This window comes from Pseudomonas sp. MWU12-3103b (genome assembly GCF_023100615.1).
Classification (GTDB): domain Bacteria; phylum Pseudomonadota; class Gammaproteobacteria; order Pseudomonadales; family Pseudomonadaceae; genus Aquipseudomonas; species Aquipseudomonas putida_A.
Genome location: NZ_JALMEY010000010.1, coordinates 40,554 through 57,608, shown reverse-complemented (window position 1 = coordinate 57,608; position 17,055 = coordinate 40,554). Strand labels below are relative to the sequence as shown.

At 62.8% G+C, this 17,055-nt stretch carries 4 protein-coding genes; all 4 read left to right on the top strand.

Annotated elements, in window-relative coordinates; all coding sequences use genetic code 11:
* Positions 1 to 103 precede the first annotated feature (103 nt).
* Positions 104 to 1,510 carry a type II secretion system ATPase GspE gene (gspE, locus tag M0808_RS16410; RefSeq protein WP_247841885.1) on the top strand — a complete coding sequence of 469 codons (1,407 nt, stop codon included), beginning with the start codon at positions 104 to 106 and terminating at the stop codon, positions 1,508 to 1,510.
* Positions 1,510 to 2,721, top strand: coding sequence for a type II secretion system inner membrane protein GspF (gene gspF, locus M0808_RS16405; RefSeq protein ID WP_247841884.1), 1,212 nt, complete (start codon positions 1,510 to 1,512; stop codon positions 2,719 to 2,721). The genes gspE and gspF overlap by 1 nt, the downstream gene beginning before the upstream one ends.
* Before the next feature lie 489 nt (positions 2,722 to 3,210).
* Positions 3,211 to 4,320 carry a substrate-binding domain-containing protein gene (locus M0808_RS16400; RefSeq protein ID WP_135295954.1) on the top strand — a complete coding sequence of 370 codons (1,110 nt, stop codon included), beginning with the start codon at positions 3,211 to 3,213 and terminating at the stop codon, positions 4,318 to 4,320.
* Between the two features lie 191 nt (positions 4,321 to 4,511).
* The gene (locus M0808_RS16395) at positions 4,512 to 17,009 is read left to right on the top strand and encodes a filamentous hemagglutinin family protein (protein ID WP_247841883.1); all 12,498 of its coding nucleotides are present in this window, start codon (positions 4,512 to 4,514) and stop codon (positions 17,007 to 17,009) included.
* The last annotated feature ends 46 nt before the right edge of the window (positions 17,010 to 17,055 follow it).

The window sequence follows — 17,055 nt, the reverse complement described above, 5'->3', positions numbered from 1 at the left end:
TAGGAGCTGCCGCAGGCTGCGATCTTTTGATCTTTAAACGCAAAAGATCGCAGCCTGCGGCAGCTCCTACGCGGGATTGTATTGTCATGGGGGGAGGGTGTAGATGAGTTCACTGCCCTACGCCTGGGCCAAGGCCCAGCGCATTCTGCTGTGCGACGGTGTGTTGACCGTGTGCCCGTCGACGCCGGGCTGGTCGATCAGCGAGGTGCGGCGGCAGTTCGGTGAGACGTCGCTCAAGCGTGTGCGCGACGACGAACTCGACGGCCTGCTCGCCACGGCCTACGCCGACACCGGCAGCGCCGCCGCTGTGGTTGGCGCAGCAGAAAACGAAGTCGACCTCGACCGGCTGATGCAGGACATGCCGGAAATCACTGACCTGCTCGACACCCAGGACGGCGCGCCGGTGATCCGCATGATCAACGCCTTGCTCACCCAGGCCGCACGCGATGAGGCCAGCGACATTCACATCGAACCGTTCGAAACCCATTCGGTGGTGCGCTACCGGGTCGACGGCACCCTGCGCGACGTGGTTTCGCCGCGCAAGGCGCTGCACGGTGCGCTGGTGTCGCGGATCAAGATCATGGCCCAACTCGACATCGCCGAAAAACGCCTGCCGCAGGACGGTCGTATCGCGCTGCGCGTGGCCGGGCGACCGATCGATATTCGCGTGTCGACCGTGCCCACCGGGCATGGCGAGCGGGTGGTGATGCGTTTGCTCGACAAACAGGCCGGGCGTCTGCACCTGGAAACCCTCGGCATGGACGCGCAGGTGCTGGCGAAACTCGATCACCTGATCCGCCAGCCCCACGGCATCGTACTGGTCACCGGCCCCACCGGCAGCGGCAAGACCACCAGCCTCTATGCCGCGCTGGCACGCCTCGATGCCAGCACCAGCAACATCCTCACCGTCGAAGACCCGGTGGAATACGACTTGCCGGGGATCAGCCAGATTCAGGTCAACGCCAAGATCGACATGACGTTTGCCTTGGCCTTGCGGGCGATTCTGCGCCAGGACCCGGACATCATCATGATCGGCGAAATCCGCGACCTGGAAACCGCCCAAATCGCCGTGCAGGCGTCGCTCACCGGTCACTTGGTGCTGGCGACGCTGCACACCAACGACGCGGTGTCGGCGGTCAATCGCTTGATCGACATGGGTGTCGAGCCGTTTCTGCTCGCGTCGTCGATGCTCGGTGTACTGGCGCAACGCTTGGTGAGACGCCTGTGCAATCAGTGCAAACAAGAGGATCCCGCAGCGCCTGGGACGTGGCGTCCAGTGGGCTGCACCGCCTGCAATCACACCGGTTACAGCGGCCGTACCGGCATCCACGAATTGTTCTGTATCGACGACGACATCCGCACCCTGATTCACCAAGGGGCAGGGGAGCAGGCCTTGCGTGCGGCGGCGGCGAAGGCCGGGATGTTCAGCCTGCGCGAGGACGGCGAGCGCTGGATTCGCAGCGGCGCCACCGCGCCTGAAGAAATCCTCCGTGTGACCCGAGACGCCTGATGAATCGCTATCGTTTTGAAGCCGCCGACGCTACCGGCAAGATCGAGTCCGGGCATCTGGAAGCGGACAGTCAGGGCGCGGCGTTCGGCGTGTTGCGCAGCCGTGGCTTGACCGCGTTGTCGGTGCACAAGGAAAGCAACGTCGCCCAGCATGGCGGCGGAGGTCTGTTCAGTGCGCGTATGTCGGACAACGACCTGGCCTGGGCCACCCGGCAACTGGCGAGTCTGCTCGGCGCCAGCCTGCCGCTGGAAGCAGCGCTCAGCGCGACGGTGGAGCAGGCCGAGAAAAAACACATCGCCCACACCCTCAGTGCGGTGCGCGCCGATGTGCGCAGCGGCATGCGTCTGGCCGAGTCGTTGGCCGCACGGCCACGGGATTTTCCGGAGATCTACCGCGCGTTGATCGCTGCGGGGGAGGAGTCCGGCGATCTGGCGCAGGTGATGGAGCGGCTGGCGGATTACATCGAGGAGCGCAACAACCTGCGCGGCAAGATCCTCACCGCTTTCATCTATCCGGGTGTGGTCGGGCTGGTGTCGATCGGCATTGTGATTTTTCTGCTGAGTTACGTGGTGCCGCAGGTGGTCAGTGCGTTTTCCCAGGCGCGGCAGGACTTGCCGGGGTTGACCTTGGCGATGCTCACCGCCAGCGATTTCATTCGGGCGTGGGGCTGGTTGTGTGCGGCGCTGATCGCCGGTGCTTTCTGGAGCTGGCGCCTGTATCTGCGCAATCCGGCGGCGCGGTTGAGTTGGCATCATCGGGTGTTGAAACTGCCGCTGATCGGACGGTTCGTGTTGGGCCTGAACACTGCGCGATTCGCCTCGACCCTGGCGATTCTCGGCGGTGCCGGGGTGCCGTTGTTGCGGGCGCTGGAGGCGGCGCGGCAGACGCTATCCAATGATCGGCTCAGCCTGAGTGTCAGCGACGCCACGGCCAAGGTTCGCGAAGGGGTGAACCTCGCGGCGGCGTTGCGGGTGGAAAACGTGTTTCCGCCGGTGCTGATTCACCTGATCGCCAGTGGTGAGAAAACCGGCGCACTGCCAGCGATGCTCGAACGTGCGGCGCAAACGCTGTCCCGCGATATCGAACGGCGGGCGATGGGCATGACCGCGTTGCTCGAACCGCTGATGATTGTGGTGATGGGCGGGGTGGTGCTGGTGATTGTGATGGCGGTGTTGTTGCCGATCATTGAGATCAACCAGTTGGTGCAGTAGCTGATTCCGAGGTCGTCTGGTCTGGCCTCTTCGCGAGCAAGCCCGCTCCCACAGGGGACAGAGTTGTTAATGCAATATATGTCACACCGCAAGAACCTGTGGGAGCGGGCTTGCTCGCGAAGGCGCCCGTCAGAACAGCAAATAATTCAGAATTTTTTCCAATACTTCAGCATCACCCGACCCTCAAAAGAACCATCCTCGGGTTCTCCTTTCTGTCATCTGCAACCAGCCTTCAACGGCTGTAGCCTGATTGCGCCAAACCGCTGATCCAGACACCTCGCAATCCCCCGCAAACACCCGAGAAAAGCGTCGGAAAATCAGCGCGCAGCTCCCGAGGTTTTTTCCTTTATCTGTCACCGGAAACTGCGAATTTCTCAGTGCGACTTAACCACGGACCCCGCTTGCGAAGGTCAGCGGTGAGTCTTCCCAGTGTCATGCAAGACCCCTGAAAACCTGTGTTCACAACCATCGTTGAAAAGGAGATTCTTCATGTTCAAGCGCACTCTGATCGCCGCTTCCCTGACCGTCGCCGCCCTGGCTTCCGCTCAAGCCATGGCCGTTACCGGTGGTGGTGCAACTCTGCCAGCCGCTCTGTACAAAGGTTCGGCCGACAGCATCCTGCCTGCCAACTTCAGCTACGCGGCCATCGGCAGCGGCGGTGGCAAGACCGCTTTCCTGACCAACAACCCGGCCGGCTTCAGCACCACCGGCACCGTGCACTTCGCCGGTAGCGACTCGATCCTCAGCGCTGCGGAACTCAGCACCTACAAGAACACTTACAACGCTTCGTACGGCCCGTTGATTCAACTGCCGTCGGTGGCCACTTCGGTTGCCATCCCATACAAAAAAGCCGGCCAGACCGCGCTGAACCTGACCAGCGCTCAGCTGTGCGAAGTGTTCTCGGGCCAGAAAACCACCTGGGGTGCTCTGCTGGGTACTTCCGACGCGACCACGATCCGCGTTGTTTATCGCAACGTTTCCAGCGGCACTTCGGAAATCCTGACTCGTCACCTGAACTCGGTCTGCCCGACTCAGTTTGCGACCAACTCCACCTTCACCAGCGCTCGTATCGGCGGCATCGCTCTGCCTTCGAACTGGGTCGGCGTCGCCAACACTTCCGAAGTTGCCACTGCCGTGAACGCGGTTGACGGTTCCATCGGTTATGTAGGTCCGGACGGCGTCGATGCCACCAGCAACGCTGTTGTTGCTCGCGTCAACGGTGTTCAGCCGACTGCGCTCAACGTGACGCTGGCGCTGTCGTCGGTCAATCCTCCGGCGAATGCTATCGATGCTGCCGATCCGTCCAAGTGGTCGCCAGTGGTTGCTAACCCGGCTTCGGGTTACAAACTGGCTGCCTACACCAACTTCATCTTCGGTCAGTGCTACAAGGATGCAGCCGTGGCCGCGGACGTCAAAGCCTTCCTGACCCAGCACTACAGCAACCCGGGCAACAACACTGCGACTCAGGCTCACAAATTCGTCGCTGTACCTAACGCCTGGAAAACCGCTGTGACCGCCAACTTCATCACCAACACTTCGGGCAACAACCTGGACATCAACAACGCCAGCGTCTGCAACGCTATCGGTCGTCCTTTGTAAGCTCGCGCGGTCGTAACACCGATGACGGCAACCTTCGGGTTGCCGTCATTTTTTTTGGCTCGAATACACGCCGAACATGAAGTTTGTGTGACATCCGTTCGGTCGCGCCCTCCGCCAACGGCCTATGTCGTAACAGCAGGTTTTTGCGCGCCTGCGGCCATATGTGGCAATCAAAAAAGGATCTCGTAGTGATGCCCGCTCGCCCATCCCGTCGTCGTACCCACGTTCAGTCCTTCCAGCGTGATGCCGTGGAGCCGGCGCTGTGGCTGCTCAAGCCATTGGCGCACGCGGTGGCGTTGTGTCTGGTGGCGGGCAGTGCGCAGGCGCAGACGGCGTTCAGTTCGGGCTGGTTTGCGGCAAAGGGCGCAGCGCAACAGGCTGCGGCGGCGCGTCCGAGCGTGGGTGGCTTGCCGGGCATGACACCGCCGCTGGCCCAGCAGCAGAAGGCCAATGCGCAGTTGCAGCGCTCGATTCAGACGCTGAACAACACGGTTGCCGCGATTGCCGCACAACAGGCGGCGCAGGCGGCCGGGAGAGCCGCCGCATTGGGCACGGTGCAGTTCGTGCCGGACGGCCTGGGCGAGGGTGGCTTGAAGGTCGACAACAGCCTGACTCAAGGCTGGCAGAACGCGAAGGGCCCGCAGCAGACCCAGGTCGATGGCAAAACCACAGTGACAATCGAGCAGACCGCCGACAAGGCCATTCTCAACTGGGAAACCTTCAACGTCGGTCGCAATACCACGGTCGATTTCGCCCAGCAGTCGAACTGGGCGGTGCTCAACCGCGTCAACGATCCGAATGCCCGGGCCAGCCAGATCCAAGGCCAGATCAAGGGCGACGGCACGGTGATGCTGATCAACCGTAACGGCATCGTGTTCAGCGGCAGCAGTCAGGTCAACGTGCGCAACCTGGTGGCCGCTGCCGCCAACATCACCGATATCCAGTTTCGCGATCGGGGTCTGTATTTCGACAGCACCGGCACCCAGCCGACCTTCACCGATGCCGCCGGCAAGGTGTTGGTGGAACGCGGTGCCTCCATCGACACCCACAAGCCGGCATCGTCTACCGCTGCCGGTGGTTATGCCTTGCTGCTCGGCAGCGACGTACAGAACGACGGCAGCATCAGCACCGCCAAGGGCCAGACCGTGCTCGCCGCCGGTGACCGTTTCTACATCCGCAAGGGCTCGGGCACCGAAGGCAATGCGCTGTCCACCACATTCGGCAGCGAAGTCATTCCGGGCTTCAAGACCGGTGCCGTGGCGGGCAATGTCACCAACAACGGCTTGATCCAGTCCGCCACCGGCGACATCACAATGGCTGGGCACGAGGTCGTGCAAAACGGCGTATTGCTCGCCAGCACGTCAGTGGCGACGCGGGGCACGATTCACCTCTTCAACCCGAGCACCGATGCTAACGGCAGCGTGACGCTGGGACAGGGCAGTGCCACGGCGATCATGCTCGACAGCAGTGACCTGACCGCCCTCGACAGCCAGCATCAGGCCGCGCTGACGGGCGTCACGGCCAACAACCGGATCCGTGGCGATCAGTCACGCGTCGAGATTCAGAGCGGCGGCAGTGTCGAGTTCCAGAATGGCTCGATCACCCTGGCCACCGGCGGCCAGATCGCGGTCAATGCACAACGCCGCAGCCTGGTGCGCGACGGCGCAATGATCGATGTATCTGGTGCCCTCGGCGTCAAAGTGGCGATGGAAAACAACAGCATCAAGATCAACGTGCAAGGCAATGAGCAGCGCGATGCCTCGGTCAACCGCGAGAAAGGCGCGCTCAACAGCAATGACATCTGGGTCGATGTGCGCGATCTGGTGTATGTGCCGGCCGGCACCAACGGCTACGCCACGGATCGCTGGTACACCGCCGGTGGCCTGTTGGAAGTCGGTGGTTATCTCGGCACTCAGGGCCACAGCGTCGGCGAATGGATGGCTCAGGGTGGCACGGTGAGTTTTGCCGGCAACGACGTGGTCACGGAAAAAGGTTCGTTGATCAACCTGTCCGGCGGCACCCTGGATGTGCAGAGCGGCGAGATCCGCCAGAGCTGGCTGCGTGGCGCCGACGGCAAGTTGTATGAAGTGTCGCGCGCGCCGGGGGACCTGCTCTACACCGGCCTCTACAAAGGCTATGAAGACAGCAGTCAACGCTGGGGCCAGACCCGTTATTACTACAGCCCGCTGATTGCCCCGCGTTCACGTTTCGAGTCGGGTTACACCGTGGGTCGTGACGCCGGACAACTGGTGATCGCCACGGCCAACGCCGTTCTCGACGGGCAAATGATCGGCGAGGTGTATCAGGGCGAACGGCAGAACCAGGCGCCGAAACCGGTGCTCGACGGCTATCAGCAGAGCCAGAGCGCGTTGGCCCGGCGTGCGCAGTTGATCGTCGGCAGTTACGACCCGACCTTCGTCGCGGCGTCGAATGGCCTGCTCTACACCCTCAATCCGACGCTGGATCAGGTGCAGATTGGTGGCGAGCGTCCGCTCGCCGGCAGTGATCTGAACCTGAGCGCCGCAGTGTCCGAGTCGCGCAAGGGCAAGTTGTATCTCGATAACGATCAACTCAACGGCGTCCGTCTGGGTGCCCTCAAGGTTGCAGCCAGGGATCAGGTGGTTGTTGACGGCGCGCTGACGGTCGATAACGGTGGTGACATCACCCTGTATTCCCCGGATGTGCAGATCGGCGCCGACCTGAGCGCGCGTGGCGGTAGCCTGCGTCTGGGCAACGTGCTCAATCAGTTTCTCAGTAGCGACACCGCTGACACTCGGCTCACGGCGAAGGTCGGCAAGGCGACGCAGGTCAACGTGGCCGACGGTGTGCAACTCGATACCCGTGGCGTGTGGAGCAACCTGCGCACCAACCCGGACGATGGTGCGAGTCTGGCGTACCTCAATGGCGGTTTGCTGTCGATCCGCAGCAGTGGCGACATCGATATGGGCGCAGGCAGTCTGCTCGATGTGTCCTCCGGCGGCGCTGTGCTGGCCAACGGCAAGACCCGGGGTGGCAAGGGCGGCGACCTGACGCTGGAATCCAGTGCGATTTCGGCGCCCGGTGAAACCCACCTGAACCTTGCGGGCGATCTGCGTGGCTACGGTGTCACTGGCGGCGGCACGCTGACGGTACAGGCCAACAGGATTCTCATCGGTCAGACCGACAAGGCGCTGGCTGACAATACCCTGCAGCTGTCTGCCGATCTGTTGCGCAAGGGCTTTTCCGCCTACAACCTGATTGGCCTGAATGGGCTGGGCGTTGCTGAAGGTACGGCGATCGATGTGCACATGCCGGTGTACCGTTTCGCTGATGCCGCGCCGAATCAGGTCAGTGGTGTCGATCCGCAAACGGCGCTGGAGCTGTGGACGCCGACGCTGTTCCAGGAAAACCCGACCAAGGGCCTGCTGACTCAACGTGCCGGCGCCAGCCTGACCTTGCAGGGCGGGGCCAGCCTGATCGGTCTGATCGATGCCGCCAACAGCACGTTGACGCTGGGCCGCGGTTCGCGGATCAGCGTCGATCCGGGGCAGAGCATCAAACTGCGCGGTGCCGGGCAGATCACCGTGGAAGGTGAACTGAATGCCTGGGGCGGTACGATTGATATCCGGCAGCAGCAGTTTGGTTCGAACAAACCGGCGACCTCCATTGTCGTGGCCGATCCGAACGCGCATGACCGTTCCATCTGGATCGGTGAACAGGCTGTGCTGGATGTCGCCGGACGCGCCACTACGGCAGTCGATGCGCTGGGCCGCACTTACGGTCAGGTCGGCAAGGGTGGCAGCATCATCCTCGGCGGTGAAATCGATGCGAAACTGGCCACCGCCACGGCCGCCGATGCCTATGTGATCGTGCGTCAGGGCGCCCGGCTGGATGCCTCGGGCACCGAGGCTGTTCTGGATATCGCCGGTCAAGGCCCGACGCGTATCGCAACGGACGGCGGGCGCATCAGTTTGAGTTCTTATAACGGTCTTTTCGTTGAAGGCAACTTGCGTGCGGCGGCGGGTGGCGTCGGGGCGGCCGGTGGTCGTCTGGAACTGGCGCTGGAGACGCCGTTGTATTCCGATTCGGCGAGCAACGCGGTGCGCTCGCCGAGGGAAATGATCATTGGTCAAGCGGCAGAAAACGAGCTGCTGCCCGCGAACCTGCAACCCGGCGAAGGCGCCGATGGCTTGCGTTACGGTCAAGCCCGTCTGAGTGCCGATGGCTTGATGACGGGCGGTTTCGACAATCTCAGCCTGCTGAGCAACGGTCTGTTGTCGTTTGACGGTGACGTCAATCTGCGCATGAATCAGAGCCTCAGTCTCTTCGCCGCAGCTCTGTCTCTCGCCGAGGATTCCAAAGGCTCGGCACGGGTTGATTTGAGTGCTCCATACCTGCGTCTGTCAGGGGTGGGCACCTACTTCGCCGGCTTCAACATGATGCGTCCACGGTTGCTCCCTGGCCCGACGGCCCGATCGTCCGATGCAACGTTCAATGCCTCCGCGAATTTGTTGGACGTGGGCAATGGCCTGTCCTTCGGGACTCAGGGTTCGATCCTGCAACGGCAGGCGCCGGCCGTTGAATACAGCCGTCGGGCTTTCGGTCTGGTGAGCCTCGACAGCAGCGGCGACCTGCGCTTCCTCGCGCCGAATGATGGTGCGGAGAAAACCAGGCTGTGGACGCCGGGCGACTTGAACCTCGGTGCGGCGCAGATCTATCCCGCCACCGGCATTCAGGCTGAGGTGCGTGCCGGTTATCAGGGCGCCGTCCCGGTTTCCGAACACACCTTGCGGATCAGCGGCCACGGCGCGGCACCGACTGCGGTGCCGTATTCGGCATTCGGAAAGCTGATTTTTTCCGCCGCGTACATCGAACAGGGCGGTGTCTTGCGTGCACCGCTGGGCAAGATCGTATTGGGTGACGATTTGCTCAGCACCACTCAGGAGGTTCGTCTTCTGCCGGGCAGTCTGACTTCGGTCAGCGGTGCCGGTCTGGTCATGCCGTACGGTGGCACCACGGACGGTATCGACTATCGCTATAACGGCAAATCCGTGGTGCTCAACGGCATCTCCGGCGAAACATCAGGCGTGTCGATCGGCACGCAGTTCGCCGATGTGCAAAGCGGTGCGGTCATCGACCTGTCCGGCGGTGGCGATCTGCGTGGCGCCGGTTTCGTGTCCGGTCGCGGGGGTTCCACCGATGCACGTTTCAACCCGCTGGTGCGCACTGCGACTGACGGCACCTTCAGCCTGCCGGGGCTGGCGAGCAACCCGGTGTATGCCATCGTGCCCGGCAACCAGAGCAGCTACGCGCCGATGCTGGCCGAAGCGGGTGCGGGCGATCCGCGCATTGGCCAGCAGATCACTATTGGCGCCGGTGTGCCGGGGTTGGCGGCGGGTACTTACACACTGTTGCCGTCAACGTTTGCCCTGATGCCTGGTGCGTTCCGGGTTGAGGTAAACGGTCAGGCAGCACCCGGCGTGACAACGGGGGCGTTGCCACTGCGCAATGGTTCATGGACCAGCAGCGGGCAGATGTCGATTGCCAATACCGGCCTGCGTGACAGCCTGGCCAGTCAGTTGATTCTCACGTCAGCCGATGTGTTGCGTCGTTACTCGCAGTACAACGAAACCGGTTTCTCTCAATTCATCCAGAGCGACGCCGCCCGGCGCGGTGTGCCGCGTGCGCTGGCACCCATGGACGGCAAGACACTGGATCTGCGCCTGGCCTCCGGCGGCAAGCAAGACATCGCTTTGCAGTTCAACGGGCGCACGCTGTTCGAGGCTGCCGAGGGCGGCATGGCCGGCACAGCGGTGGTACGTGGCGGCAACGCCGGGAGCAGCTTCGAGATACTGGGTGCGGGCCGTGCATCGACACCGGGTTTCAACGGTGTGTCGCTGTACGCCGACACGCTCAACAGCCTCAACGCGGGGCGGCTGACCATCGGTGCGATGCCGAATGTCTTGTACAACACGACCGCTAACATCATCGGCTTCCTGGGCGCGAGTGAAAGTATTGTCTTGCGTGAAGGGGCGATTCTGTCCGCGCCGCAAGTCTTGCTGCGCACCACGTCAACGCTTGGCGGGATCACCGTCGAGGCGGGGGGCGGGATCAATACGCTGGGCCGTGGCAACGTGGCATACGACTCGCTGGCCGGTTACGTTTATGAGCCGAAAGGCTCCAGCCTGCTGCTGGTTTCCAACGGTTGGGCGCAGGTACTGGCACCGGAACGGGCCAGTGGAATCAGCGGCGCGGGCAGCATCCGGATCGGCACTTGCGCAGCGAGTGCGTGCAACAATCCGGCCCTGCTGTATTCGAACGGCAGTATCACGGCCGCTACGGATAACCAGTTCGAACTCGGTGAAGCGGTGCGTTTCGGCACCCGTCATCTGGCATTGTCGGTCGGCTCGGTCAATACCGGCAGCGCCGAAGCACTTGCAGCGGCGGGCAGCCGCGTGCCCGCCGGCCTCACGCTCAACCAGAACGTACTCGACCGCTTGCTGCGCGGTGATACGCAGTTTGCCGCGCCGGCCCTGGAAACCCTGAGCCTGACCACTCGCGACGCCTTCAATTTCTACGGCAGCGTGAGCCTCGACACGATCGATCCACAGACCGGTCAGAGCAAACTGCAGAACCTGGTGCTGGTCACCCCGGCGATCTATGGTCTGGGCGATGCCAACGATGTGGCGAGTATCCGCACGGCCAACCTGATCTGGAACGGCGCGACGCAAAGCGCCGGCAGCGTCATTACCGGTGGCGCCGGTACGGGCAGCGGCACGCTGGACATTCAGGCCCAGCGGATCGAGCTGGGTTACGGCCCGATGCCTCAGGCCAGCGGACTGGATCAGAACAATCGTCTGGCGCTGGGTTTTGCCAACGTCAACCTGAGCGCCAGCGAACGCATCACCGCCAATCACAAGGGCAGCCTGGCGGTGTATCAGGAGCAGGGCGCCTACGATCCGCTCAAGGGTTACAGCTACAGTGGCGGCAATCTGAACCTGCGCACGCCGTTGCTCACCGGTGAGGCGGCATCGGTCAGCCTGCTCAAGGCCGGCAACAGCCTGACGCTCAGCGGCGCCGGGGCTGCCGGGGTGGCCAATGCCTTGGGGGCGGAGTTGAACCTTGAAGCCCGCAATGTCGTGCTCGATAGCCGTATCGCCTTGGCCAGCGGCAAGCTGACCGTCAAGTCCGAGGGCGATTTGACGCTGGGCACTAGTGCCGTGCTGGACATGGCCGGGCGGACCTTGCCGTTCAACGATGTCAGCAAATACAGCTGGGGCGGCGACGTATCGCTGTACAGCGCCAACGGCAATATCCGTCAGGCCGCGGGCTCGCGGATCGATCTGTCGGCGAAGAATAATCAGGCCGGTAATCTCAGCGTCGTAGCCTTAGCCGACGCGGCCGGGATGGTCGATCTGCAAGGCGAGATTGTCGGCGGCAGCAGCGGTTACTACGACGCCGGGGGCACGTTGGTGCCGTACAAAGCCGGTGGCGTGGACATTCGCGCGCAACGCCTGGGCGGTGACGCCACTGAGCAGTTTGCCGCGCTCAACCAGCGCTTGAATGCCGGGCAGGTTTACGGCAGCCGCAGCCTGCAGCTCAAGCAAGGCAACCTGGTGATCGGCGACGGCCTCAAGGCCGGTGAGGTCAATGTGTCGGTGGACAATGGCAGCCTGACGGTGGCTGGTCTGATCGACGCCAGTGGCGAACGTGTCGGCAGCATTCGTCTGTCGGCGAAAAATGGCCTGACGCTGACTGGCAGCAGCGTGCTCGATGCCCATGGTCGCGTGCTGCGGGTCGACAGCTACGGCAAGATCATCGATGCGCCGAACCGCGCCACGGTCGAACTGAGTTCCGGTGATGGCTTGCTCACGCTGGGCAGCGGCGCGCGCATCGACCTGCGCCACGGCACCGATGCCGTGCCCGGTTTCCTCGCGGGGCAACACGATGGAATGCTGCGCGGTACGCTGGAGCTGAACGCGCCGCGCCTGGGCAGCAATGACATCGCCATCGACGCCAGCGGTGCGTTGACCATTCAGGGCGTACGCTCCATCGGCCTCAACGGTATGCGCCGCTACACCGATGCCCGCGATGGTGTCGATCCGGCGGTCAGTGGCCGAGCGTATCAAGTCATCGATCAGGCCATGCTCGAGCGCATTCATGGCGACAGCAACGACTTTATCAACGCCGCACTGGGCAACAACGATCTGCTGCAACGCAAGCTCGCCGGGCTGAATAACGCCACGTATGCCGATGCGTTCCATTTGCGGCCCGGTGTGGAGATCGCCAGCAAGACTGCCGACGGTGATCTGGTGGTGGAGGGTGATCTGGACCTTTCAGGTTATCGCTATGCCAGCCTCAATCCGCACACGCAGTTGAACCCCTCCGTATATGGTTCCGGGGAAGCGGGCAGCCTGGTGATTCGTGCCGGTGGCAACCTCGATATTTACGGCAGCATCAATGACGGCTTCGCGCCGCCACCGGAAACCCAGGATGACGCCGGGTGGAAACTGATTGCCGGTGTGCAGCCGTTCGGCGGCGATCTGATCGTGCCGGGCAGTGGAGTGACGCTGGCCGAGGGCACGCAGTTTCCGCTGGGGGCTACACTCAATTACGACGTGATGATTCAACCAGCGGTTCTGGCCAGTGGCACGTTGCTGCCGACTCAAGCTGTGCTGAACGAGGCGTATACCTTCAGCGCCGGCACCGTGCTGGCGGGGGCGATCCACGACAGCAACGGTCATCTGCTGTACGCCGCCGGTACGCTGCTCAGCGACAGCGTGACGTTGCCTGCCGACACTCGCCTGGGTGCCGGGATCCGTTTGAACAAGGCCACCGCCCTGCAAGCGATGAACTGGCCCAAGGGTGTGCCGTTACCCAGCGTTTACGATGCAGATCTGACGACCTCCTCCGGGGTGAAATTAAAGGGCGAGCTGGCCTTGTTGCGCGGTTCGCTGATTCCGTCGATGACCGATGTGAAGCTCGCCGAAGGCACTTCGCTGATCGAGTTGCGGCCGTTCAACGGCACACAACAGGGCAAGAACTGGGCGCTGGCCAGCATGCTGCCGTCGGGCAGTGCGTCGTGGTCGATGCGCGTGGTCGCCGGTGCAGATCTGGCTGCGGCCGATAGTCGCGCGGTCAAACCGCTGACCCCGGAAGGCAATCTGCGGCTGGCGGACAGTCATTACGGCGTCAACATCACCACCGCTGCGGGCAAGCTGGTCTGGGCTCCGGATAATCCGTTCTTTACGCCCTACGAGCCGGTCCCTGATGACATGCTCGAGTACTGCCAGCAGATTGCCGACTTGTGCGTACCCATGGCCCGTTGGGTCTGGGCGCCAGGCAGTGGAATGGGGCCGGACTACGAACCGGTTCCCGAGGAGGCCCAATTCATTTGTGATCTGCAGCCGGAACTGTGCATCGGCAACAATCCCGGGAAAACGGCCAAGGCCCATACGCAGATGTTCAGTGTTCTGCGTACCGGCACGGGTGATCTCGACCTGATCGCCGCAGGCAATCTGAGCATGGATTCACCGTTCGGCGTTTACACCGCCGGCACCCAATCAGCGAATATCGATCCGCTCTATAACCTGCCGCGCGGGCATCTTTCGGATAACAATTCGGTGTTGGGCAGCGCCGGTGCCGCTTATGAAAAATGGGTCGACGGTGGCAGCGACAGCCTCTATCAGGCCTGGTATCCGCAGATGGGGGGCAACCTGACAATCAATGCCGGTGGCTCGGTTTCCGGTGATTCGGTCGGGACGAAAGCCCAATCGACAGCGAGCGGGTTCCGCGAGCAGATGGCCAGTGTGGCAGTGGGCAACTGGCTGTGGCGTCAAGGCACGGGAAACCCGGATGTGCCCACGGCCTGGTGGATCAACTTCGGCAGTTATTCCACCCAAATGAACTCAGATCGGGTGATCAACACTGAACCCTACCTGGTGGGTTTCACCGGTTTCGGTACCTTGGGCGGTGGCAATATCAGCCTGCGGGCTGGTGGTGATGCCGGCATGCTCAAACCGGTAGGCGATGCCGTTAACTACCCGCGAGGTCAGGGGCTGATCGTCGCGGTAGGCAGCACCGGTCGAGTCGCCAGCGATGGCAGCGTGCAGATGACCGGTGGTGGTGACATGGACATTCGTATCGGCGGCACGCTCAACCCTTCGCTGCAAGCGCGGGCCGGAGAAACCGGCTTCGGCCAACCGAATCATGATCTGCAGGGCGCGCTGATCAACCTGCGCGGCGCGGCACACATGACGGGTGGAGCACTCGGCGGCATCAACCTGCAGTACGGCGCCGGCGCCGTGTTCAATGATCTTCGGGAAACCCGCGCACTTGATCCGTTTACCTCGACCACCGGTAGTGCTTCCGGAGGCGTGGTGCTGATTCCGGGTGACTCGGGCATGAGCCTGAGCAGCCGCGGTGATCTGGTGTTGGGCGGTGCCGCGGATCCTGGGCGAGTGAGTCTGATGAACGCCAGCCCGATCATGGCGGCCGACGCAAGCGTTGAGCAGGGCGGTATCCTCAGTGGCTTTTCATTGTGGACTGACCACACGGCAATCGATCTGTTCTCGGCTGGCGGGAACCTGACGCCGGGCACACAGATAGCAGAATTCAGTACATCCAACGGCCTGATCACGGGCCGCAATACCTCGCCTACCGACGGCCGATTTGTCTACCCATCGATTCTGCGCGCGGTGGCGGGCCAAGGGTCCGTTTATGCAGGGCCATCCGCGACATTCATTGGCGTAAACAACTACCCGCTGCAAGGTTACTCACTGCTTCTGGCGCCGTCGAAGTCGGGGCAGCTTGAACTGCTGGCAGGTGACTCTATCTACGCCGGTGGCTATGCGATCAACCAGTCGGGGGCCAGCCCGATGGCCGTGGCTACCCCGTTCAACCCGGCATTCAATGCTTACACCAACAGCAACGCCGGAAAACCGCTGCGCACCAACTACAGCGACGATGGCGTGGCGGCAGAGGGCAACGTGCGATATCCGCTGTTTGCCTATGGTCCCAACAGCTACTCGGGATCGAACGACGTACAGGGGCCGGCGCGATTCTATGCGCTGACGGGGGACCTGGTGGGCATTCGCAGTGGCGAAACGTTGAGCTTTTCCACTTCCAGACGCACCTGGTACGAAGCGGCGGGGCCAGTGTGGATGATCGCCGGACGCGACATCGTTGCCTCTGGCACTGCCCTGGGGCAGCCTGCGACCGTGCCGACAGTGGAAATGAGTAGCGGCAAGGAGGACATTTTTTCCACCGGCAACCTGTTCGTCCACAATGACCTGCGAGATGTATCGCGCGTCTCGGCGGGCCGCGACATTCTCTACAGCAGCTTCGATATCGCCGGACCTGGAACGCTGGATATCAATGCCGGGCGCAACATCCTGATGGAAAACCGCGCCAGCATCACCAGTCTCGGCTCGATAGTGGCCGGGGATCTGCGGCCTGGTGCCAGCGTGGTATTGCAGGCGGGCGCAGGCGCGCAGGGGCCGGATTACACAAAGTTCATCGCGCGTTACCTGAATCCGCAGAACCTTGCCAATCCGAATGCCTCTCTCAACGGCCAGCCGGGCAAAGTGGTCAAGACCTACCTCGACGAGTTGCAGAGCTGGCTGACGCTCGGCTACGGCTTCAGCGGCAACGCAGAGCAGGCACAGGCGTTCTATGCCGCGCTGCCAAGTGCCGAGCAGGCGATCTTCGCTCGCCAGGTGTACTTCGCCGAACTGCGCGCCGGCGGCCTGGAATACAACGACGCTGACGGCCCGCGCAAGGGCAGTTATCTGCGCGGTCGCAACGCCATCGCCGCACTGTTCCCGAGCACCGATGTGGCGGGCAATCCACTCCGTTACGACGGCGACATCACGCTGTATGGCGGAGCAGGGGTCAAGACGCTGTTCGGCGGCGATATCCAGATGCTCACACCGGGTGGTGGTCAGGTGTTCGGCATCGAAGGCGCGGCGCCACCGTCCACGGCAGGGATCATTACGCAGGGGGCGGGCAACATTCAGCTCTACTCGCAGGGCAGTATTCTGTTGGGGCAGAGCCGGATCATGACCACCTTCGGCGGCTCGATCCTCGGCTGGTCGGCCGAGGGCGACATCAACGCCGGTCGCGGCTCGAAAACCACCGTGGTCTACACCCCGCCGAAACGTGTCTATGACACTTGGGGCAATGTAACCCTGTCGCCTTCGGTGCCGAGCACCGGTGCCGGTATCGCCACCCTTAACCCGATTGCCGAAGTGGCGCCGGGAGACATCGACCTGATCGCGCCGCTGGGCACCATTGATGCGGGCGAGGCGGGCATTCGCGTCTCGGGCAACGTCAACATCGCCGCGCTGACCGTGGTCAACGCCGCCAACATCGCCGTGCAAGGCAAGACCAGTGGCGTACCGGTGGTGGCTGCGGTGAACACCGGGGCGATCACCTCGGCCAGTTCGGCGGCATCTTCGGCAACCCAGGCCGCTGAGGACGTGGCGCGTCAGCAGCAAGCAGCAGCGCGGCAGAACCAGGCGTCGGTGTTCACCGTGCAGGTGCTGAGCTTCGGCAACGAACAACTGGCGCCGAGCCGTGATGGTGCCAGTCGTGCGCCGGCGCCGGGTTACAACCCGAATAGCCCGGTGCAGGTACTGGGTGCCGGCGCGCTGGATGAACAGGCCAAGCAGCAGTTGACCGAGGAGGAGCGGGGGCAACTGACGCTGTAAAAGACTCTCGTGTAGTACTTTGGGCGACCGGTTGGTCGCCCTTTTT

Bases quoted from the DNA above. Each gene is read 5' to 3' on its own strand.
- M0808_RS16395 (WP_247841883.1), top strand. From the start codon at position 4,512: ATGCCCGCTCGCCCATCCCGTCGTCGTACCCACGTTCAGTCCTTCCAG.
- gspF (WP_247841884.1), top strand. From the start codon at position 1,510: ATGAATCGCTATCGTTTTGAAGCCGCCGACGCTACCGGCAAGATCGAG.
- M0808_RS16400 (WP_135295954.1), top strand. From the start codon at position 3,211: ATGTTCAAGCGCACTCTGATCGCCGCTTCCCTGACCGTCGCCGCCCTG.
- gspE (WP_247841885.1), top strand. From the start codon at position 104: ATGAGTTCACTGCCCTACGCCTGGGCCAAGGCCCAGCGCATTCTGCTG.